17 protein-coding genes are annotated in these 23,060 nt (G+C 41.1%); 5 read left to right on the top strand and 12 right to left on the bottom strand.

Annotation, left to right across the window (positions count from 1 at the left end; genetic code table 11):
* Positions 1 to 9 precede the first annotated feature (9 nt).
* From P0078_RS21830 to P0078_RS21800, 7 genes are all read right to left on the bottom strand, one after another.
* Positions 10 to 573: an alpha/beta hydrolase gene (locus tag P0078_RS21830; protein WP_282931993.1), complete on the bottom strand. Its 564-nt coding sequence runs from the start codon at positions 571 to 573 to the stop codon at positions 10 to 12.
* Between the two features lie 129 nt (positions 574 to 702).
* Positions 703 to 2,001, bottom strand: coding sequence for a M23 family metallopeptidase (locus P0078_RS21825; protein ID WP_282931992.1), 1,299 nt, complete (start codon positions 1,999 to 2,001; stop codon positions 703 to 705).
* An 88-nt stretch (positions 2,002 to 2,089) separates the two neighbouring features.
* Positions 2,090 to 3,577: a M23/M56 family metallopeptidase gene (locus tag P0078_RS21820; protein ID WP_282931991.1), complete on the bottom strand. Its 1,488-nt coding sequence runs from the start codon at positions 3,575 to 3,577 to the stop codon at positions 2,090 to 2,092.
* Positions 3,578 to 3,580: 3 nt separating this feature from the next.
* Positions 3,581 to 3,979 carry a BlaI/MecI/CopY family transcriptional regulator gene (locus P0078_RS21815; protein WP_282931990.1) on the bottom strand — a complete coding sequence of 133 codons (399 nt, stop codon included), beginning with the start codon at positions 3,977 to 3,979 and terminating at the stop codon, positions 3,581 to 3,583.
* 215 nt (positions 3,980 to 4,194) lie between these two features.
* Positions 4,195 to 4,593, bottom strand: a complete 399-nt coding sequence (locus P0078_RS21810; RefSeq protein WP_282931989.1) for an MAPEG family protein — start codon at positions 4,591 to 4,593, stop codon at positions 4,195 to 4,197.
* A 103-nt stretch (positions 4,594 to 4,696) separates the two neighbouring features.
* Complete coding sequence (locus P0078_RS21805) at positions 4,697 to 5,164, bottom strand: hypothetical protein (protein WP_282931988.1); 468 nt, start codon at positions 5,162 to 5,164, stop codon at positions 4,697 to 4,699.
* 167 nt (positions 5,165 to 5,331) lie between these two features.
* Positions 5,332 to 5,817 (bottom strand): hotdog fold domain-containing protein, encoded by a 486-nt coding sequence (locus P0078_RS21800; protein WP_282931987.1) that lies wholly within the window; start codon positions 5,815 to 5,817, stop codon positions 5,332 to 5,334.
* A gap of 530 nt (positions 5,818 to 6,347) precedes the next feature.
* Here P0078_RS21800 and P0078_RS21795 point away from each other — a divergent pair.
* Positions 6,348 to 6,722 carry a hypothetical protein gene (locus P0078_RS21795; RefSeq protein WP_282931986.1) on the top strand — a complete coding sequence of 125 codons (375 nt, stop codon included), beginning with the start codon at positions 6,348 to 6,350 and terminating at the stop codon, positions 6,720 to 6,722.
* A gap of 272 nt (positions 6,723 to 6,994) precedes the next feature.
* Here P0078_RS21795 and P0078_RS21790 read toward each other — a convergent pair whose 3' ends face one another.
* Positions 6,995 to 7,966 carry a GlxA family transcriptional regulator gene (locus tag P0078_RS21790; protein WP_282931985.1) on the bottom strand — a complete coding sequence of 324 codons (972 nt, stop codon included), beginning with the start codon at positions 7,964 to 7,966 and terminating at the stop codon, positions 6,995 to 6,997.
* A 1,225-nt stretch (positions 7,967 to 9,191) separates the two neighbouring features.
* Here P0078_RS21790 and P0078_RS21785 point away from each other — a divergent pair.
* Both P0078_RS21785 and P0078_RS21780 read left to right on the top strand, forming a co-directional pair.
* Entirely contained in the window at positions 9,192 to 9,611 is a 420-nt protein-coding gene (locus tag P0078_RS21785) for a hypothetical protein (protein WP_282931984.1), read from the top strand.
* A gap of 316 nt (positions 9,612 to 9,927) precedes the next feature.
* On the top strand, positions 9,928 to 10,350 hold the full coding sequence (locus P0078_RS21780; protein WP_282931983.1) for a nucleic acid/nucleotide deaminase domain-containing protein: 423 nt from the start codon (positions 9,928 to 9,930) through the stop codon (positions 10,348 to 10,350).
* 63 nt (positions 10,351 to 10,413) lie between these two features.
* Here the strand turns inward: P0078_RS21780 and P0078_RS21775 are convergent, their stop codons facing one another.
* Both P0078_RS21775 and P0078_RS21770 read right to left on the bottom strand, forming a co-directional pair.
* Entirely contained in the window at positions 10,414 to 14,424 is a 4,011-nt protein-coding gene (locus P0078_RS21775) for a DUF6531 domain-containing protein (RefSeq protein ID WP_282931982.1), read from the bottom strand.
* A gap of 599 nt (positions 14,425 to 15,023) precedes the next feature.
* On the bottom strand, positions 15,024 to 17,105 hold the full coding sequence (locus tag P0078_RS21770; RefSeq protein WP_282931981.1) for a neutral/alkaline non-lysosomal ceramidase N-terminal domain-containing protein: 2,082 nt from the start codon (positions 17,103 to 17,105) through the stop codon (positions 15,024 to 15,026).
* An 835-nt stretch (positions 17,106 to 17,940) separates the two neighbouring features.
* Between P0078_RS21770 and P0078_RS21765 the strand changes: the two genes are divergently transcribed.
* Together P0078_RS21765 and P0078_RS21760 are read left to right on the top strand one after the other, a co-directional pair.
* Positions 17,941 to 18,774 carry a cellulose binding domain-containing protein gene (locus tag P0078_RS21765; RefSeq protein ID WP_282931980.1) on the top strand — a complete coding sequence of 278 codons (834 nt, stop codon included), beginning with the start codon at positions 17,941 to 17,943 and terminating at the stop codon, positions 18,772 to 18,774.
* A 102-nt stretch (positions 18,775 to 18,876) separates the two neighbouring features.
* The gene (locus P0078_RS21760) at positions 18,877 to 20,874 is read left to right on the top strand and encodes a cellulose binding domain-containing protein (RefSeq protein ID WP_282931979.1); all 1,998 of its coding nucleotides are present in this window, start codon (positions 18,877 to 18,879) and stop codon (positions 20,872 to 20,874) included.
* A gap of 105 nt (positions 20,875 to 20,979) precedes the next feature.
* Here the strand turns inward: P0078_RS21760 and P0078_RS21755 are convergent, their stop codons facing one another.
* Together P0078_RS21755 and P0078_RS21750 are read right to left on the bottom strand one after the other, a co-directional pair.
* Positions 20,980 to 22,110, bottom strand: coding sequence for a tRNA-queuosine alpha-mannosyltransferase domain-containing protein (locus P0078_RS21755; RefSeq protein WP_282931978.1), 1,131 nt, complete (start codon positions 22,108 to 22,110; stop codon positions 20,980 to 20,982).
* A gap of 66 nt (positions 22,111 to 22,176) precedes the next feature.
* Positions 22,177 to 23,058 carry an NAD(P)-dependent oxidoreductase gene (locus P0078_RS21750; protein ID WP_282931977.1) on the bottom strand — a complete coding sequence of 294 codons (882 nt, stop codon included), beginning with the start codon at positions 23,056 to 23,058 and terminating at the stop codon, positions 22,177 to 22,179.
* Positions 23,059 to 23,060 lie beyond the last annotated feature (2 nt).

Below are 23,060 nucleotides of genomic sequence, written 5' to 3'. Positions count from 1 at the left end.
GTTTATCGCTTAAGAGAGTGTCCGTCGTTGGTGGGTAGGATCAGTAAGTAATACCCAAGCACCAAAAGATCCACCCAATGAATGACCTGAAAGAATCCTACGTGTGGGATCCCCCCTAAAGCTCCCCTCAATAAAGGGCATTACTTCTTTTTCAATAAACTGTAAGTACTTACTGGCTCCACCAGTTGTATAACGCTTCCACCCACTATCGACTACGGGAGTGAGATCTCGAACTCGACTATACTGCCCGTTTTCTCCGTGAGCGAATGAAATAGCAACTACGATGGCTTTATCCATATCCTTAAAGTGTGTAACACCCGAGGCAACCTTAAATGTATGAGGCCCATCATTAAGGTAAATTATCGGGTAGGTCTTATTTTTATTGTCATCGTTCGAGTAACCTGATGGTAACTTCACGTACAAGTCGTATTTGCGTTTGAGAATATCAGAGTCAACTGTGTATATTTTAGATCCACTTAACTCAAAAGATTCAGAAACCTTGGTAATGAGGGGCTTTGCAATTAGTGAATTAGACAGCACCAGAATGGCTATCAGCAGAATAGCTCTAATCATATTTAACCTAGTTTAATTTTATACTCAATATTGCTTTAAGAAAAAATTCGCTACCAACAAAAATGTAAGTCAGTTAAACCCTGAATATAATAAGGTGAGAGAGAAATAAAAAAGATAAAAAAAGCTTAATTATGAATCAAACTGATTTTGTTGAGCGTACTTTATCAATTCATCTTGAATCTTTTGAACCTGTCGAGAAAATTGATTTAAAGAATCTCCTACCAGCCCCTTACTAATAGGGAGGTCAAGCCTTAATGGATCAACAGCCGTACCATTTTTATGAATCTCATAGTGCAAGTGACGCCCCTGCACACGACCTGTAGCGCCAAGGTAACCGATTACCTGCCCTTGTTTTACTCTTCCCCCTTTACTAATTCCTTTCGCGTACCCCTTAAGGTGCGCATAAATTGTCTTTATCCCGGAGCCATGGCGAATACGAATATAGTTGCCGAAACTACCAAAATAAGAAGCTCGCTCAATAATACCATCACCTGCAGCCAATATCGGCGTGCCCAAAGGGGCTCCAAAGTCCAAACCTTTATGTACTCGGGTATACCCTAGGACTGGGTGCTTGCGGCGCCCAAAATAAGATGACAACCTTGCATTCTCTAACGGAGTACGCATTAGAAACCCTCTAGAGCCTTGGCCATCAGGGTAAAAATAATCCACCCCCTGAGGTCCCTCAGTAGAAAACCGATATAAACTTATCTTTTCTCCACTAAGAATAAGCTCAGCAAATAAAATTCTATTTAGTTTTTCCTTTCCAGTTTGGCTATTGAACAAGGTATCATAGAAAACAGAGAACTGATCACCTGCTCGAATCTGCCGTTGAAAATCTACGGAATAACTAAATATTTCATTTAGTTTTGTGAGCACAGAATTAGATAGGCCAGACTCTTTTCCACTTTGGTATAAACTGCCCGAAATTTCACCTTTAACGTAGTATTTCCTGGCATCGACAGGAGATTCAAATTGATTAGCCCTATAATTGTCTCCATGTCTAACCAACTCCAAACTCTCTGCAAAGCCAACAACCAAGGTAAGCTTATTAAGCTTTCCAGTGGTATCTATTGTTAAGTTAAATTCCTTACCAACTGGTAGGATACTGACATTGACATGTTCCGACAAAGCCTGAATTATTTTATACGCTTCTGCACGATCGACTCCACTATCCACCAATAGTGATAAAACCCCTTGGTTTTTAGCTAGTTGAACTTTTTTTGTGCGCTCTAGATATTCTTCCTCAACTCTATATGGAGGGGCCACCTCCCTACGCTGCATCCCTTCATCTTGATGTACCAAGGATAGATCATTGGGTAGGGGCAATGTAAAAGATAAATCATATTGTACCGATTTAACATTGGAATGGTTTTCCAATAACGGCCCTGCTATCGCCAATGTTTGAATCGACAAAAGAACCAGCAACAAAGCCATCCTCCAGATATCGATCAGAAAGAAAATAGTTAATCGCCTCACGGGTAACCCTACTTTTCTTAAGTAATAAATCACACTCCCCTTACTTCGCAAGCAAAGTGTCTGGGTTGATTCGCTTGCCTTCTTTGATAAGCTCAAAGTGAAGATGTGGCCCTGTTACACGCCCTGATATACCCACAGTTCCTATCGCCTGGCCGGCTCGTACTGACTGCCCCGCCTCAACCTCCCGCTCATTTAAATGGGAGTACAGAGTTTTCGTATTATCACCATGATCAATAATTATGATTTTCCCATAATTTTTATGCTTATAATCATCAGTAGAAACTATTACAACACCACTTTCAGCTGAAACTACCGGAGTACCGATGGGTGCCGCAAAGTCGGTGCCTTCATGGGGCTTGTTACGAATTTTACTGAAATCGCCAAACGGGCTACTAACACGGGCACTCTCAACCGGGACTGTTAATTTGGTAATTTCCACTGAAGCCATTGTCAATCCCGGTTTTAACAGTAGCCCTCCGAGTATTAAAATGGTTGAAAAACCGCAGAACAGCATAGTGCGCAAATAGACACCTAATTCTCCATTATTAGCCCCCATCCTTGAGGCTTCCATAATATTCAAAAGTCTGCGTCGGAAAAAAGGAACCTGACTTGTACCATCAGAGAAAGAGAAAGCTACAACCCAGTCACTTGTTCTTTGATCAGAGTTCCGTCGAAGAGTGTCAATCATTGCTTGTGCATAAACACGGTGTAATTCTCGTTTACATGACTTTAGAACTTCGCGATCGCACCCCAGCTCTATCGCCCAGCTGAATCGAGACTTCATCCAACCTAAGAAGGGATTGAACCATAGGATGCAAGTAAATATATGCACAATCAGAATCAACAAGGGGTCAAGCCTTTTCAAGTGCATAATTTCATGCTCAATGATTAGATGACGCTCCGTTTCATTCATTGATAAAATATAGGAGGGAAGCACTAATTTGCGACTGAATAGCTGAATCACAAATGGTGTAATCGTTGAGTGTGTTATAAATACTTGAGTTTTACTTCTGATTAGAAAATCGCTTTGAGATGAAGTAAAAAACTGGTCAAATTTAACAACAGAAAGCTTATTATTTGCTATTAAACTCAATTTCTTGCCATAGAAAAACTGACTCAATACCGTTTTAGATAAGGTAAAAAACACCCCGCACAGATATATAAGCAACCAAAGAAAAGCCAGTAATTCAACAGAACTTAAAGAGGTAGATACATACTCATGCAGAACTATGTTAACTGGTGGTATAGAGGTAGCCTCATAAGCTGGCGGTAATTCAAAATTCAGATCCGGAGCCATACCCAACGTTAACTGGTCGCTCAATTGCGCAAGAAAAAATGGGGAACCGGCAGCGACCATTGCACACAACCATAAACTTCGCCATTGGTATATCGCATTAAAGCTGCCTTTATTTCTCGCTGTTGCCAGCCAAATAACAATAAAAACCAACCCCGCCCACAATATTGAGAAGAGAGAAGTAGCTAGAAAATCCAGTGCAAATGGTAGAACTGTAGAGACTATCTCGGCCATAGCCTATTCACCATCCTTGTTGACAGGCTCAGAGTCTGGCCAGGAATCGAGCACTGCCTGAAGCTCCTCGATATCCTTATCACTCATTAACTTACTGCCGGCAAACATCGACACAGGAAGGGGGCCATCAAGCTCTAATACTCTTTCAGCGAAATCTTTTGCATATGACGCCAGGGTTTCCACCTTCTCAATCGCAGGGCTATAAACATGGATTCCATGGATCTCAGATTGAGTCACAAACGATTTATCCCGCATCCGGTCTAGTGTCTTTCGAGTAGAGGAGTATGACCAACCCAATTCAGGTCCCACCCGATCATGCAACTCTCTTGCACTCAGCGGTTCTTGCCTCCAAAGGGCTTTCAGCAGCGCAAGTTCTGATGGGGACGGTTTTACCTTTTTCATTTTATCTTCCCGTGTGACAGTCAGGGCTAGTGTGCGACAAGTGTCGCATTCGGTCAACCACCCTGCAGGGAAACTTGTTAGGTTGTTTTTTATACAGTCAGAATCGTAAACAGTTCTTGCCGGCTGGCAAAAAGTTAAAAGCTATCGATAGACCAATCGATTTTGATCAGTTTAAGCACCAACCAATATAAGGTTTGAAAGCGTTTGCAACCAACTCAAAGCCTCAGGGCTTGCTGCACCAGCGCCAAGCAAAGCCCCAATCCAAAGATATAAGTGCCTACGGCACCCAAGAAGCGCATTGGGTTAGGCTTTGCCATAGTGGAGGGAAATAAGATACCTGCAACAAAAAGAAATCGACAAGCGGTCAGCAGAATAACAAGCCACCAAACCCAGGCAGAAGACTGCCCTAAGCTTACCAAGTAAATAAGCACCATCAAAAGGGGAGCATATTCTGCTGTATTTGCATGGGCCCTTACCCATTTGTGCAGGGTATTATCGGGGTCGAAAGAATGCCCAACTAAAACCTCATACTTACCGCGCCCAACAGTAACCAAGGCACCAAGCAGAAGAGATAATGCCGCTAAGAGCCCAATACACAAATAGTAAACATTCATAGAAATCTCCATTTTCTATGTTATTTGTACAGGGAGGGCATTTTAAGCCTCGCCTCCCCGTCCTAGTTGTTCACACTATATAAGCATCGCTTTCAGCTATATTTTAAAGAATCACAGCAGTATCTCTGGAGCCTGCCGCGAACAATGCAACCAGAGAAAACTGTGAAAAACCTTGATCAGTAGATAGATACTCTTTACACCAAAACCTAAGTTCATCCGACCATTTAACCAAAGCCTCCTGCCTCTTCAGCTCAGCATCATATTGGGAAGCCAGTCCAGCAAAGTGACAGTGCACAACTACTTTAGAGTCATTGCTCCGACTATCATCAACTACAGATACAGTCATAGAAGCAGATACAGACTCCCAACTAATCAGGAAGTACAGAGAAGTATCATTTACATTTTCATCAAGCTTGGAAATTGCAAGCTGTAACACCTCGGAAAGGTCCTGATAAATATCATCAGTCGCCAAGGCAGTACTTTCCGATCGGTGTAACTCATGCTCCGTAACAGCTTTATTTTCACCACCAAAGACGCATGTCGAATTTTCTATCTGCCAAGCCAATCTCATAAACCCTCCAAATACATCAAGACTGAACAAAGAAATATTCTACGAGATTTATGAGTAGAGCACACTTCATCGCCTCCTAGCCGGCATACTCTTCTCCATACTCAGACCCAAAGTAAGGCAATTTCCCTTGTAACCACACCAGGAGTTGACCTCAAATGACAACTCTACTACTTCGCACTGGGGCGCTCTGATACACGCATGGTAATATCGGCATGAAACACCTCCTCTCCATTGGTATCAATAACGCTCACAGGCATAACAACATCGCCAGCCTCAATGGATTTAAACTCTGGATACTCACAAACGGCTCGAAGATTAGTCTTCGCCATCTTTAAATACTTGACCTCCATCCCTACCGGTATCCAGCGAAAGCGTCGATCCAATGACACATCCAAACAAACACCGCCAGCTAATTCAGCGGCATTACACATGGCGATAGCATGTACAGTACCAATATGATTTGTCACGCTCCAACGCTTATTCAGTAAAACCTCCACTTTACCCGGTGATAATTCCAGGAAACGTGGCTTGATTGAACGAAAATACGGCGCCTTAAGTGCCACTAATTTAGATACCAGCCAGCGGCCCAATGCTGAGCTACCAAATCGCCCCCAAAGATTAAGTACCGGGCTTTTAGAAGATCGATAGTCCACCTTACCTCTCCATCCTATACATCGAACCGCCACTCTATATGGGCGGTCTTAAGCTATTTAGGCCACTATATATCAATTTCCGGTAGTCCAGGATAATCAGATCTATCAGATTTATTGACATGGGCTATTCCAAGCACAGAGATATCCCAGAGGAGGTTTGACTCACAAGCGAGTGCAACTCATAGGGCTAGAGCTAATAATTTGTATTCCTTAAGATCATATCCATTAACAGGTAGAGTAAGTATATCTGCAAACCAAGAGGCATACTTAATGGCAATCGCTACTGCGCACCTTGAAAGATTGTTTTTGATGTCCAAAAAGTTTACCCAGACAAGCACTTACAAAAAAGTTTAGATTGAGTAGCTAGTCATATATTAATTTATACGGGAGAATAGATATTTAAAATTATCAGACCAAAAAATTTGGGTCTACATTCTGAGTACACGCCTAGCTGTGGCACTTGTTTTAACGAGCTTAAATACATCTAGTTTTCAACGACAATCCAGCCAAAATTATGGGACGTATTGAATATGTTTCAAGAATCCAATATTACAAAGGGTATGGCAGAAATTCCTACAGTGTATCAACAATATCAGGGCCTCAAAAAAGCTACCCCCACCAAAGGCTTCCTCCCCTTTCGTATACCTAACTTTATAGTGCTAAAAATCTTGCGCTATTTTTCTCATCCCACTTATATAGATACCGTGATTATAATCTCAAGGCTGTATCAGCTACCATTCGCTACCGAAGCAACTCTAATAGAGGCCGAGAAGATCACAGTTCATCCATTTATCATTTACTTCGCTATAAATACCATACCCCCAAATATGGACAGCCCTCCATCTGCGGGAATTAGTACTTCAAGTTTACGTGAAAACTTAATTTCTACTAATGAAGCCTGCTGAGCCAGTCTCAGCAGAACCCTATTATGGGAAGAACCAAACTGTGTCAGTTTTTATGTAAGAATGAAAGCCAACTAAAAGGTTTTTACTCGGTTACAAGGCTAAAAAAGGGCTATTATATAGTGAAGGCTTATTAGATCTACTCAACTCAGATTCAGATATATATCTAGTGGATGCACACTCAGAGGAAAGCAAATCAAGGATCAGATGAGAAGAACGGAAATCTCTAAAAGAAAATGAGGCAGCTCTATTGACTAAGCCGCCTCCAAAATCATTTATGATAATTTTTGACGGTATTCCCTTGGCAGCATACCTTTATTTCGGCGAAATGCTCTTCTAAGCTGCTCTTGAGATTTAAAACCACAGATGGTAGCTATACGCTCCTGAGTCAACACTTGAGTGGCTAAAAGCTGACAAACCTTTTCAATACGAATTTTCTCAACGAACCGACCTGGCGTTACTCCCATATCTCGAGTAAAACAGCGAGCAAAGTTTCTCGGACTCATTGATGTCTTTTCCGCGAGACTATTAACGCATAAAGCTTTATCCAGATTATTGTGAATCCACTGAACCAGCTCTAAAAATCGATCACTTTTTAACTGACTCATAAGATAAGTACTACTTTGCTTCTGATCTCCATCTCTCTTGAGATATAAAACCATCAACTGAGCAACAGCTAAGGCAATACCCCGACCAAAATCATCCTCCACCATTGCCAAAGCCATATCAACACCAGCACTGACACCCGCTGAGGTATATATATGATCATCCTTAACAAATACTGACTCTGAATCAACATCCACCTCTGGAAACTTCTTCAGATGGTCAATGTATCTCCAGTGGGTTGTAGCCCTCCGACCATTAAGCAAACCTAGTTTTGCAAGGATCAGAGCCCCGTTACCAATAGAACCTATACGTTTAACCAAGCCAGACTGCAGAGACAGCCATCGATTTAGACATTCACTTATCTTAAGATTATCAGTAGCTCCAAGATTACCGCTTACAAGAAGTGTATGAATTCCTGTTGAATCAGTGAAACATCTGTCAGAGCAGATCCTTAAACCTGATGATATTTGCTTGGTGTCTCCATCTTCAGCTAAAAATTCTACCTCATACTGATCATCACAACTAAAGCCCCTATCCTTTAACTGTTGATTTGCAAGTGAAAAGACCTCCGCTGGCCCCATCACATCCAAGGAGTGCGCCCCAGGATAAAATACGATAGATACTTTCTTTTTACAGTTCATTTTAAATTGCAGAATAAGCGTAAACTATATAACAACCTCAAAATCAATGTATGCTTTACTGACCTATTACGGGAAACTTCAGGGATACTATCTTGGGTAACCCACACCCCAAAAGATGTGCAAAACGCTATAGCAGAAGCTGAAATATAAACCAGCAATAAACCCCAGCAACAACTGGGAATAATAAAAATAAGTTAATTCTTCACTATACCCGAGTAATCTACTGGGTATTTACGACTATCCAATAGCTAGAATTATTCATACAGTGATTTCTTACCCCAATTAGAGAGTTGTGACAAAACCACATCAGCAACACTCTCAACACCCAGACATATGTGGGTACATCGCCTACAAACAAACTCCTTTAACATCTGTATTAACGGTTATTAGACCTGCTCAAATAAACAATCTTGCACCTAAGGTACCAGCTTTTTCTATTCTGTAAAGTAATAACAGTATTTTTTTTTGGAATATACAGTCGCCCATCAAGCAGCCCAACTTCCTGCCAAATAAACCCTAATTGCAGCCACTTACCCTCATGTCTACCAATTTAAAAATCACAGGAATAGTTAAAAAACTTAAAAGTAAAAGATAATCATTCCTAAGAATGGAAGCCAGAAATGTTACAAGATTAATTTAGCTAATTTAGTAACTTATAGCGTAGAAACATCATAGACACTGACATTGAGCCTTATAAACATTTTACCGCACAAATCAGTCATCTTATCGCATACCATCCTATAACGTGGAAAACTAAGCAGCCTCTATTTTTACACCATAGTGCCACTTATCAAATCACAGAAATCAATATTCCACCTCACCTTTCCATCCAAATTTACCCCTCCAATCTTTTATCTCCACCCCGAGATTAAAATCCAACATTCCAAACATAAAATTTCAAAAACTAGATATAGCAAAGCATCAAATAATTCCCTTCTTGGTAATAAAGATATTCCGAGTATTAACATTACTAAAATATCCCCCCTAGACACCAAGTCAGGGATTCCTGAAATCCAAAGAAAACCACTCAAACAACTTTTAATTGATCAGATTTGGCGCAAGAAATCGCTATTCAAAAAGATCTATTCGCGCAGCCACTAAAAAGTCCCCAATCAATAAAAAGCAAACATTAAGAACTTTACAATTATTTACTTGACACCAGACCGATACTGTAAAAATATTCCACAAAACAACAAAAACACTAAGAAATCGAGAGAGGTCTCCAATGCTCCGAGCAAAGACATTCTCACAAGAATTGATATCCATAGTTATAATAGGGGAGGCGCGCCGAGACAATATCTTCACACTTTTCGGACTCAACAATAATAATGCCTGTATAGATATTAAAAAAAATTTTGTATCCCAATCATCAGGACAAAACATTGAACTTATTCCAAAAGCATCTACCCAAGTTTATATAAAGGCGTGTAGAAATCTAAGGAACCCTCCATCAAGAATATCTATTTCAAAACTTGGCAACCTATCGTTTTACACCATCAAAGCTTCTCGAGATCAACACCTACTTTTAGATAGTGGCGTTAAAACTTACCCTCAAGCAATAAAGTATTCAAACTTTACAACCCTCTCAAAAGCTCACACAAAATCTTACAAAGCAGATAGTACAGCATCAATCGACCCAACCTAAACAATTTCATTACACAACCAGGAGCCATAAATAGGGAGAAGGCGGCAAGGGATAGCCTTTATATTTCTGAGAAATATCTATAAATAATTTTTGCGCAAGCAATTATTTCATACGATAACACTAAAGAGAATAAACCCATGCCAAAATTTGTTACTGAAGACATCGACCCCACAACTGGGCCCGCTTCACTTCAAAGAAATGCTTTTTATAAAAATGTCGTCCCCAGTGATCTAAACCCCTTGACTTGGTGGCAAGACAAATACTTACCTACAAGTTCACTCACTTACACAATCCTCAAGATTCAGTACGGCAAGCCATGAGAGATGTAGAGACTGTGGCATGTGCAATTGCTGGTAAAGGAACTTTACTCGTTGCCCATAATAGTAGCTTTGGGGCTCACGGCGGAAACAATAGCGCTGTGGAAGCAGCCACTGTCAAAGCGTTGAAAGATCTACGAACTCGCGGATTCACCAACATTACTGACTGCTTCGTTCTTAGCCCGATTAGAAGGCAAAGGAAAACATTTCATGCCGAAATGCAATTATTAAAAGCCTGCGCCGAGAATAACAGACCCATTCAAGGAGGTGTTATTGGCGTTTCGAAACCCTGTTGTGGTAAATGTGCAAAATATCTCAAAGCATTAGGGATTGATTTTTCTCTTTACAGTAAATCCCCTGTTGGAGACTGGATCTCACCAGAAATCGATCAGGTAAAAACCACATCCAATCCAGCCATTTAAACTCCCAGGCACTCGGCAAACCTAATGGGTTTGCCGAGCATTTTTTTGATATAGGCTTCCACACTAAAGCTCTTGAAGAATAGAAGTATCACTCCAAAGAAATTTGGTGTTTTCATTAAAGCTGTTCTTTTCGACACATCGGCCCAGGGGATCATATTGGTATAGAATTATATCGTGAAATTTCTCCACCCCTTTTTCAACCCTTATTTCATCAACCCTTACTAACTGTTGACGGTAATTATAGTGGTATCGAAGTTGTTGTGGCGCCCCCTCTGCTCGCCTATCCTCAACCCCGGGCTCTTGCTGTCCGCAATTGTAAATAGTGTTATTTTTACAACCATTACCATTTTTATTGAAATTTTTGGTGGGAAAGTGTTTCCAATTATCCAAGTGAGAACATGAAAAGATAAAGTTAGCCGGATCAAATTTACAAAGATTTAATCCACCATCAAAGTATTGCCCTAAAATATTTCTGTGTCTGCTACAAACATCAGGTAAACTATCCTTAACTGCTGCAGCCTCTAGTGCTGGATCGAGCTTAAAAAACAGGTCAACAAATATACCAAAACAATCTAACGAAAACTCACTATACTTATTGGGCGCTCTAACAGAAATGCCCTGTACACGACTTTGGGGGTCATAATTTTTTAAAAGGTCCAAGCTACCCCTTGGCTGTTTATGAGTATTTTCACATAGATCTGCATGGGCATTTGGAGCACTTTGAATATTATTATTCCTATCGGAAAAATAATTTAGTAATCCACTAGCATTATCAAAAGGAAGCTTATATATCTTACCATCAGGCAGTGTTGTAGATATCCGATTGCCTGCCATGTCGTATTGATGGCTCAACTTATTTGCACCCTGCCATTCTGCTATTACACGACTATCATTGTCATATTCCCATCGTAATTTACAATGACGATTCTCGGCGCTAATCAAATTTCCTGTACAGTCATATCTGAATTTGCTAATACCTTCTTTAGAGCTTTCTTTTAACAGCCGACCTAACCGATCTCGCTCAAAATGAACATCGATCTCCTCATCTCCTTGTATGCAGGCTATCAATGTTACGGTTACTAAATGGCCTGCGCAATTATAGACATAGCGGGTAACACAACCATCAAAATCAACCTCTTCTATTAGGCGATTATTAAGGTCGTATTTTAGTCGGTAAGACTGTCCCTTTTCATTTTTTAGGCCAATCAAATTTCTCTCACCATCATAGCTATACTCCAACCTTCCGCCATCAGAATTAGTACGGGTTTCTACTTGAAGAAGAGCGTCATAGGTATAAACTGTTTTGGCTCCAAATTCATCTGTTATCTCTTCAAGCATTCCATAGTGGTTGAAGCTGTAGTCAGCTTTATTATCTCCATCAGCTACCACAGTATTAGCTAAAGTTAGAACACCATACCCACAATCTATTTCCTCAACGCTATTACCCTTGATGAGACTCTGAATATCATCATTGATATGTCGATAGTTAAATGAGTAATTTAAATGTTCTACAATCTTTAACAACTTCCTTCCCGCGCTCCATAGGTAGCGATTAGTTTTTCCATCTGAGTTAGTAATGGTTCCTAATAAACCAGAGGAAGTATAGTTATACCGTATATTATTATTGAACGAATCTTTTACAGTGGAAATCTGCCCTTGTTTGTTGTAACTATATAGCCAAGTATTATTGAATGGCGCAGAAATTTTCTTGAGACGACCTTTTTCATCATATTCAAGATGGTAGTTATTACCTGTAACATCAGCCGTGTTAATTAATCGGGTCTGCTTATCATACCGGAATAGTTCTTCACATACAGTATCGTTATTATTACGCAGCATGACCCTAGTTACTTGGCCTTGCTCGTTGTAAGAGTTCAGTGTTTCTCCACCCTCAGCATCTCGATAATAGGTAAGTTGTGCGTACTCATTAAAGCGAAAATACTGGCTTCCGCCTCGAATATCACTAACTGTAACTCCGTAATTATCATCATCCCAAGAAAATTGATAACTACAAGTAGCTTTTCCGGCGATCGGATCTCCCCACTGGCGTATGCAACGAGCAAAAGGGTTGGTTGCTTTCCATTGGAAATGGAGTCGGTAACCAGTTTTCAATACTCTCTGCGTAATAATATTATTATGATATTCGTACTTTTCACTATTGCCAGATTTGTCAACAGCCTTAATCAAGTTGTTCTCGCTATCAAACGTATATTGAGCAAGAATTTTAGAATTACCAAAGTGGGTATCTTTTGTAATTGTATTAACATGAAGGCTCTCAGGTGATTCTCCTGACGAACTTATAATTATAGTCTCACCAAAGCTACTCTCAATTGAAGCAAGAACATCATCACTATAGTGAAACAAATAAAAATTATTGTGACAATCTCGAATTTCAGAAATTTTTAATGCGCCGGTCTCTCCAATAGCTTTAAAATGTTTTTGCGCCCCATTGGGAACCCCATAGCGAGAGATAACCCAATGTTCATCATTTACACGGGTTAGCGTGATTTTCTCAAAAATATTATGACTGCAACAACTATTTCCGGGGGCAGGTATACTGATTATTCGACCCTCAGCATTAAAGAATAGAATTGACTTACCTGGACGCCATACTAAACGCTCACTAAATGTATGAGTCCATCCATAACCCAATCCGCTATCCCGAAGGTTGCTACTACGATATGTTCTAGATATAAATAGAGGCAGCGGGCCTCCTAGTACAGCATCAACTACAGTAATCTGTACCTCGCCGGTTTTTAAATTTACCGACCGCCCCACCTCAAATTTATTTATAGTGTTTTGGCAATTATCATTATTATAATTTACACCTACTTCATTGCACGTAATATCAACATCTTCAGAAATATCTTTAGTGCAGTTAAGCTCATTGGAGCTCAGACTAGAATCCTCTTTAGGGGTTTTATTAAGTAAATTAGTATATGTGTGACTTGGAAAATGGCCACTATTACTATTTCGAGACGAGCCTTTACTATTTAATCGATTAACGCTCACCTGAGAGATTCTTATATTGGGCAATACTGGCCTTTTTTTACTTGATGCATTATTTGATACTTCGGTAAGTAGTTTTCTCTGCCGCTTCAACCGGGCAAATTCAAACATTAAATTACCAATTTTTCTAAATGAATTCACCAGCCGTATATTCTTAGCCAGAGAATTAGCAGAAACATCACCTTTTGTTAGTGCCGAAAGTGCTATCGTTAATATTACTTCGAAAACACCACCAACATTTGACTCCGTTATTGACAATCTATATTTCGTTTTCACGTAATCTTTAGCAAAACGGGAAACAGCCTCCTGAAGGGTCTGATCACTATAGATAACCTCAGCTATATTAAAACTTAGGTGAAGCTGCTTCTTGGAAACGGAGTTTGAATTAAACCCTAATATTTCTACTAAACCTCTATACAATAAGGTCGCACACTCGGCGTGTACCTTCTCCGAGCCCTCGTCATAAAGCACATAATTGATCGCTTCTGTACTTAGCTCAAATGACTGGCGTGCTGGGGTTACCATCGCCTCTACTTTAGCAAAATCTCGTGACCATATTGGCAGGCGCCAGTTGTCAAAGGAAGATGTTTTTTCCGAATACTTAAGGATATTCATAGTCCGCCACAAGTTGGCATAACTACAATCGGATTCATTGTTCAAACTTGTATCCGCATCCTCTTTTACAATAACTTGATGCAAACCCATACGAATCTTAGCCACTAATTCCGTTTGTAGGTCAGCTAACGCCGAATGTGGTAAGGGAGCCTCTTCAATAACTAAGCGGCTTTGCAGTATCGCCCTATAGATAGCCTTATCTCGCTCATTCAGATACCCAGGAGGGTCACTTGGCGAGGTATAAGAGGCACTTTTCTCATAAGCCATACCTGGTGTGCGAGTGATATATGCCCCTAGATACTGGTCATAGACCAGCTGGAGCGTATTGCTATCAAACATTCCCAGAAATTCAGTAACATTAACTTTCTCGCCGGGGCTTGCCTTGTACATATGACCAGCACGTACCGTATAACGAGCACCTTTAGAATCTTCGATATAAAGCTGTATCAAAAGTTAAATCCTATCAACCACTGACAAATAGTTGTATTGTCATAAAACAACCGGATCCATCCGGGTTCCCTACATTTAGAGGCTAAGAATAGATATTGTAAATTTCTGCGGAATTTAAACTAAATATCTGCAAAAGTACCTGCAATCTCTTTAGTCAATCTGTCGCGACCTCAATGAGGCACACGGCAGAACTACTTTAAATCTAGATTAAATTATATCAATCTTGAGTATAGTGTCAGGAAAAATTGATTACAGAAGGGCACAAAAGGCTACACAAAAAAATTAAGATAAAATCTCGAGGGAAATGTCAATATTAATTAGTTTACAAAGAAGCAAATCCTGACAAAAGAGCCTCATTTACCCTCCCAAATGAGACTCTTTGTTACTAATAATTTTAAAATTCACAGAAGCAATGCTAAATTACCATATATTGATATAGAAATAACAAGCTGGATACTTGGCTTTTTCTATAAATTTAATTAGCTTATAGTCTTATACACGCAAACATCAACATTTTATTCAATCCAATATAAATAAGCTTATAAATCCTGTTCGCTGCATATAGCCGACCGGGTACCCCAATCAGCTATTTGAGAATGTTAATTATTGACGATAAAATTGCTCGACTTACCTGAGTAGCTGGAAATATTTCCGCTCCAACCACTCTTCCAATTTCCATAGTGCTTTATTCGGTAGGTACCAGATGGAGTATCTTCTCCAATAGTCCACTGTCCTTCAGCAAAGGAACAAGCCATGCAGTCGATGGCAGTATCTCGAGTCCAGATAAAACGAGTATCTAAATCGTCATCGGTAAGATAAGTTTCCCAACTACCATTAACTTTACGCTGTACCTCAATAAATGTACTCTCAGTCTTCAGGTCATTACGGGGATGACCAGAACGGAAAGTGACAGATACAGTATCGCCAGCACTGTAGCTGGTACCTACATCATCCCAGACTTGACCAAAAGACTCCCACAGACGTTTATCATCATAAACAACCCCAATTACATTAATGATTTGGTCATCAGACAGATCTTCCGGAGAGGGCCCTGCGGTAATATCTACGCCATTGACCATAGCATATGTCATTTCGGTATAAATCTGTCTATAGGCAGCAAGGGTATTGGGACCGTATATGGTATGTGCTCCCTCATAGTGCTGCCTATCAAACTCTTCAGGGGTAGTTATGTAACCGGAATAGGCATTTGCCAAACCAGCAATCACCACAGTGTTTACACCGCTTCCTTCAAAAGCTGACAAGACTTCTGCTTCAAGACGTCGACCTGCCATAGTCGTCATTTCACCCGGCGCGGCGACCAAAGCAAGTGAGCCTATGCGAAATATTTGGAAAGGTAGGTAAGGGGTATAAAGTGCTTGACCTATTACCTCACGCTCTACAAATGTAGGTTTGGGGTACTGGCAGGGGTCATCCTGAGTATCCTCATATACAGCGGCTGCAGAGAATGCACTCATCAGGCCAAAAAGGGGGTAACCATTAATCGCCGATTCGAATAGTCCCACATCTCTATCCCAATCCACCCCCTCATTTTCAACAGACATTCCCTCAAAAATACCATCAATATTGCTGGGACCGTCCCAACTTGATCCTGCAGTAAATGACCAGCCGACAGCACCTTCACAAATATCCATTTGCCCCTCACCGGTAAATTCACCTGCTACGGTATAGCCAGGGAAATAGATATGTTGATGTCGATAATCTAACCCACCTTCAAGTTTTACATTAGCTGACTGGAAAAGCGACTGGGCTTTTGCAACTTGCTTTTCAGCTGCTAAAAGTAAACTTTCATACTCAGAATTTCCGCATCCATCCCTGGGGCCACAAATATTCGGAGACGCATCACCTAAATTGCTATTGGCAAATGCCGCAGTAAATTGACTTGCAGCACCCTTCTCGGTAGCCCAAGACTCGAGTAACTGACTCGCCGCCCCCTTATTATCCCCGCTAAGTTGGCGCTGCTCTGTCCCTAAAGAGACATTGTGTACTGCAAACCAATTAATAACTCCCAGTGCTTTGTTGTTTGTATCGACCAACTTGAGTTGGGTCATGGTTTTATTGGTATCGTATTGATAGTCGCTTGCATCAGTATTTTCTGAATAAGGGTCTGGGTTTCGATTGATACTGGTATCGAGCAAGATCCCCTGATCAATAAAGATATCACCTGCGGTTAGTCCACTGTCCGCTTCAACGATTGACTGAAAAATACCATCAACAATAGCGTCATAGTTATCTTCCGCATACCCGAGAGCACTCATATTCAACATAACATAATGATCATACCCCCCAGGACCTACATGGGTATGTGTAGCAGTCAGCATTACATTCTTTTCGGTGTACTTACTATTACCATAGAGATTTTTTAATTTATCTACGACACCCTGCTTCACGCCCTGCGGAATACCTTGCAAATCTGCTGATACGAATACCAAACGTTCATTTTCAGAGCTATCAGAAATTATGAATGCGCGGGACCATAAACGGGTATGAATTCCCTTGGTTGTCTGCCCCGTTTCTCCATATCCTACCATTCCAACATCTGCTGCCGGGCCAGTTATATCATACTTACCAACACCAACACGCCAGTCAGATGCTTTAACAGTGGAAGAAGCTCCAATAAATACCATTAAAGCAATGACGTAACCATTAATTATTTTTTTCATTTTTTCTCCAGAATCTATACACGCAGGAGTACATTCGCCAGTTCACAGAAGTGAAGGCGTATCCTTTTCGTTGAAAATTGATAGCTGAATAAGCCACTTCCGATCGACTCGGACGCGGCTCTCTAGATAGTTAGCCAATGTAATCTTGGCTTTTATTATCTCATCCTGAAAAGCGGCCTTATTATTTTTAAAATACACATAGTAGCCATAACCTCCCTGCTGTCAGCACACTAAAACTGAGAGTACAGCTCTAGTACGCATGTTCAGAATACCCTAACTGGCTGTATTTGGTAGCACCCGCAGAGTAATTGCCCGCCATAAATCCGTTAATTTAGAGTCGAAAGTTAAATAATTTTAAATATGCGAAGATTTTCTGAACTACGGCAAATCTAAATATTTACAATTCAAGCAAGTACAATCTAAAAATGAGTGTAAAGAAAGGATAGATTAGGGGAATTTAATTACGTTTAGAGAGGAAATGTAAAAAACTTTCGCCATTCAAAATTAGCACTCAATCAGTTTCCAATTATATTCCATAGGTTGACTAATTGTTCACAAAAATAATTAATTAGGCAAACATCTGTACTTAACATTCAAAATTGTCTTGATAGAAAATAAGGTGGAAGTTGAATAACATTAATAATCGGTCCTTTTAGCATTTGACGCCCCTGACTATAAATATGTGAACTTTATGTAGCTATCAATATCTGACTACTCTGCAGTAATCCATATAGATACATATATAATGCACGCTAAACTTCTCCCCCTCTCAGTTTTTTCCATATTGACCTTCTTATCCCTACCATCCCTGGCCGGTCAAAAGTGCGATGTACAAATGACGATACAGAGTGAATGGGAAGACGGATATATGGCTTCAGTGGTTGTACGTAATACAGGTACCGAGCCAATAAGTGATTGGGAACTTTCATGGCAATGGCCCTCAGACCAAGAAGTCACACATATATGGAATGCTACTTCAGCCCAGGATGAAAACCTGATCTCTGTAGTTGGAAAACAAGGCTACGTAAGAGTACCCGTTGGCCAAGCCCAATCTTTTGGTTTTAATATTCGCTACTCGGGTGGTGAACAGAAGCCTGCTCATATTAACGCTAGTTGCAACAACACCATCAATGAACCAGATCCGCCCCCACCTTCACGAGACCTGTTAGACCCCCTTTCACAATACAATTTTATTTTAGGCACTCAAACGATAAACCCCAGGTATACATTTACAGATAAGGGATCACTTGTTGAAAGTGCTGAAGCCATTTACTCAATGGGCTCTAACTTACTCAAGATTGCCCTTTCTCCGAGCCTATATAGCGAGCTAAGTAACTCTGGACTCGACTATCAATTCAAGCGAATGCTGGAAGAAATACCAGAATTTCAGCAAGTCTTGGAAATGGATTTCTCCATCTACATGTTTTGGGTCGAGGACTCCGGTTCCTGGATGGATAACAAAGGAATGAGTGAAGAAGAGCTAAAGTGGCAATATGACAAAATTTATTCATTGGCTGAATATTTACTAACTGAATATAGCGGCTCCGGTAAGACATTCATGATCGGGCATTGGGAAGGCGATTGGAACCTGGTTCAAAAAACTGATGGTACTAGAGATGACGGTCAGGAAACTATCCCTCCTAAGCGTTTACAGGGTCTAATTGACTAGATCAATATTAGACAAAAAGCCATTGACGATGCCAAAGCAAATATCACCCACTCTGACGTTAACTTATATCACTATATTGAGGTCAATAGGGTTGAATCTGCAATGCAGGGCAAAGAACGAATAACCAATGCCGTACTTCCCCATACTAATGTAGATTTGGTGTCTTATTCAGCTTACGATCTCACTACCAAAGAAAAGCATTCAGATTTTGCCACTCTACATAGTGAGTTGACTTCAGCTCTGGAATTTATCAACTCAAATCTTCCCAAAAAATCTGGGCTGCCATTTGAAAAGCGGGTTTTCATTGGCGAATATGGTTACGGAGAGTCCTGGTTTAAGGATTGGGAAGCCCGCTCTGGCGAAGCCCAGGATTTGCTATCACGCAATGTAATAAAAACGGCACTCCAATGGGGTGCTCCATTTATTTTGTACTGGCAAATGTATGACAATGAGTATGATAGCTGGATCAATGAATTCGCTGGCTACTGGCTGATTGACAAGGATGGTAATAAAAAGGAGATTTATAAGACTCACCAAGAGTACTATAAGGACGCGAGGGCATTCTTAGATAACTATTATATGGAAAACTCCTCCCTTCCGTCAGAAAGTGAATTTCGAACCTATGCCTTAAAATGGTTTGAATCATCGAAAATCCCACCACAACAGCCCAAACCTGACACTCCCCCTACTATACCGGAAGAACCCAGTGAACCTTCAGGCCAGTGTAATGTGGAATATGCAGTGCAAAACGATTGGGGGAGTGGCTTTATGGCAAATGTGGTTATTTATAATAAAGGAAAGACTTCTCTCGATAAATGGCAGCTACAGTGGAACTGGCAAGGTAACCAATCAATCACACACTTCTGGAATGCACAAGTCGCAGAAAGTAACGGGACTATAACTATTACTAGTGAATCATCTATTCCGGCAGGAGAGGCCCGAGCTTTTGGGTTTAATGCAAATTACTCTGGAGAAAACACCCCACCAATTATAATTGGCAACTGCACGGGTACACTCACAACAGAACCTTCACAACCTAGTCAGCCCCCCAATCAGCCCAATGAACATTCAGATAGTAGCAGTATTAAGCTATGGTTTATTGGTGATTCGATTACTTACGGTATGACAACACTTCCTTATAATTCAAACGGATTTCGTAGCCAGATCTGGAACTATCTTGCCAAAGCAGCCGATGGCAACTCAATCTTTCCTATAGATCAAGAATCTACCAGTGAGCAGCTAATTCTAAAATACAATGGAAAACAACTAGAAACGATTGGCACTATCACTGGACCATCAGGCCCTGACGATATGTCTCAACAGACCAAGAATTACTGGCACTCTGGGATACCTGGAGCTACAACCAGCGATTTACTTTGCTATCTTGATCCGATAGGCCATCAAATCACCCCTGGCTACAATTTCACCAACTGCCTCAATTCCATCAAGAACTTCAATCAATTTCTCAGCGAAATGTGCAGGGAGGGCGAAACTAGTGCTGGCTGGCTCACTAATCAAGCCTGCAATTTAACGCGGGATATAACCTCTGAAGATAGCGTTGTCATACCTATACAGCTCGGGACTAACGACATCACCTTCCTTAGCATGAATAACGCGATTGATTGTAGCCTTCCTATAGAAGAAAATAGTGAATCCGCCCAGAAGCTAAATATGGTCGTTAGTAAGATAATATCATCACCCAATAATATTCAAGGCATATCAATAACAGATAGAATACAAAATTACTTTGAGAGCATAGATATTCCAACTGAGAAAATTGCATTCGTAATTTCAACTATCCCTCGTCGAAGTGATTTAGACGGACAAGATCCGAAAAATTACTGTACGGACTTTTATAATCAAAAAATCAGGAAGTCATTATCAGAGGCCTCCAATACCAAAAATATTTTCTTAGTAGACCAAGGAAATATTATCCCAACTGGAGACCCGGTACACCCTACAACTGAGGGCCACAAGATTATGGCTTGCAACTTACTTTATGGTAAAAATCTTGGCCATTCAGATATTCCTTCTTGTATTCTTCCCAGTAACATCCCAGATAAAGGGCTATTGAAAGCAATAGATCATGTATCCAATTAGCTAGGATTTCGCTTAACAGGCCCTGATTAGAAATTTTCAGGGCGCTGCTTTTACTCACCAATAACTTTGGGCGCCTTTATAAACCCGACTTCTATAGAAGCCGGCCTAACTCTGAACCAGATTTAAGAACTGCTTCCTATATTCTGCCCAAATCACTTTTCCTGAGAAATTACTTAAATCAACTTTTTTTAATTTTGAACCCGATAGAATTGACAAAAACATTGATTCCAGCTTTTTTACTGCATCATTACAGTCTGAATAACAGAAGTTTTCGGAATAGAACTCTGGGTAGCACTGTTCATCTGGCACCAGTGGAGTCGCACCGAGAATAGCTGCTTCCATCACCGCCAACCCTTGGAATTCATGGTAAGCCGTAGAAAGGAATATATGGCTATGTCGCAGTACTTGACGATAGTCTTTAGCACTTTCGAGATACCCGAGTACCAATAAATGGTCGGCAAACTCTTCTTGTATTTGAGCAAACTCAGCAGGGCTATTACGAAATGACTGCCCCATTAGATTAACAAGAAACTTAACATTTCTGGCTTTCAAGCCCCGAAGGATATCCAGCAATCGGTCCGCGCCTTTGTCATATTCCCAACGGGCCGCCCAACTGATAATCAAAGTATCTTGACCTATCTCGCCCCCATAAATGCTCTCTGCGCAGGAGTCCCAGGAAAAGGCCTCTTCAGTTTTCGCACTATCAAAAACGATGTCTTCTATTGGCACAGGAAGAACTCGCGACTTTTCCTCAATCTCCTCACAAATTCCGGGAGGAACACAATCAGGAAAGCGCTTGAGTAATTTCTTTACTCCTCCTAACAAGGTACTGCGGTTGTATTCAGAGTTAAACAAGACCAGATCACCGGACAAGGCCGTGTAAATATTCAACAACTGGGGTTCTACCGATCGAAACGCATCAGAGCTCACTGGGTAAGCAAATTGATTCTCATGAAAATATACAACTGTAGGCACCCTAACGATTTCAGGAACTAAACCGCGCAAGGCACTTAGATCGGTCATTGAGGTTGTAACAATAAGGTCCCAACGCTGCTTCAATATTTGCGCAGTTTCCCCTCGGCCCCAAGAAAGGCTATTACCACGGATTCGCCAGCTAAAGTATCGCGGTGGTAAGGTTAGTACGGTCCATTGCCAATCAGAAAATGCCGCTGCCAGCCCTTTACGCCAACGCTTGTGACTGTCCGCATCATAAGCGGAGAGTAATAAAACTTTCATTAAATAGTAACAAGAAGAAGCGGCACCGGGATCAAACTTAACCCCGGTAGCTATTGATTGGAGGGATTAATCGAAAGAGCGCACATTCATTAATCGTGCAAACAAGCTGGAAGTATCCCAACGAGCACCACCAATAGCTTGTACCTCACTATAAAACTGATCTACCAGGGCAGTTACGGGCAGTAAAGCTCCGTTAAGTTGTGCCTCTTGAAGGACTATAGCCAAATCCTTACGCATCCAATCCACAGCAAAACCGTGGTCATACTCCCCAGCTAACATAGTTTTTGAGCGGTTTTCCATTTGCCAGCTCTGTGCCGCCCCCTTGGATATCACATTGACAACCTGCTCTCCATCGAGGCCAGCTGCCTTGGCAAAATGTAAACCTTCAGCAAGCCCCTGAACGACACCCGCGATACAAATTTGATTGACCATTTTACACAGCTGGCCGCTACCTACTGGCCCCATCAGGTTGCTCGCCCGCGCATAACAGTCGATAAGAGGTTGCACTTTATCAAAGTCTGCCTTATCTCCCCCAAACATAACCGTTAAAGCACCATTCTCAGCGCCGGCCTGGCCTCCAGAGACAGGGGCATCCAGAAAACCGATTCCCTTTTCGCCAGCTGCAACTGCCAATTCCCGAGCAACATCGGCAGAGGCTGTTGTATGATCTACAAACAAAGCCCCGTCATTCATACTCGTGAATGCCCCCTGCTCTCCTGTCACCACCTGGCGGAGATCGTTGTCATTGCCTACACAGGCAAAAACAACCTCCGCGCCCTTTGCGGCTTCAGCGGGCGTTGCAAAGCTCTCTCCATCATATTCTTGTAGCCATTGATCCGCACGGCTAACAGTGCGATTGTAAATTCGCACCATGTGGCCAGCATTAGAAAGATGCCCCGCCATGGGATATCCCATCACTCCCAAGCCAATAAATGCAACTGTTGCCATTT

This window comes from Microbulbifer sp. VAAF005 (genome assembly GCF_030012985.1).
In the GTDB taxonomy this organism is placed as follows: domain Bacteria; phylum Pseudomonadota; class Gammaproteobacteria; order Pseudomonadales; family Cellvibrionaceae; genus Microbulbifer.
The sequence above is the reverse complement of the archived record's forward strand: the minus strand, read 5'-3'. Positions and strand labels throughout refer to the sequence as shown.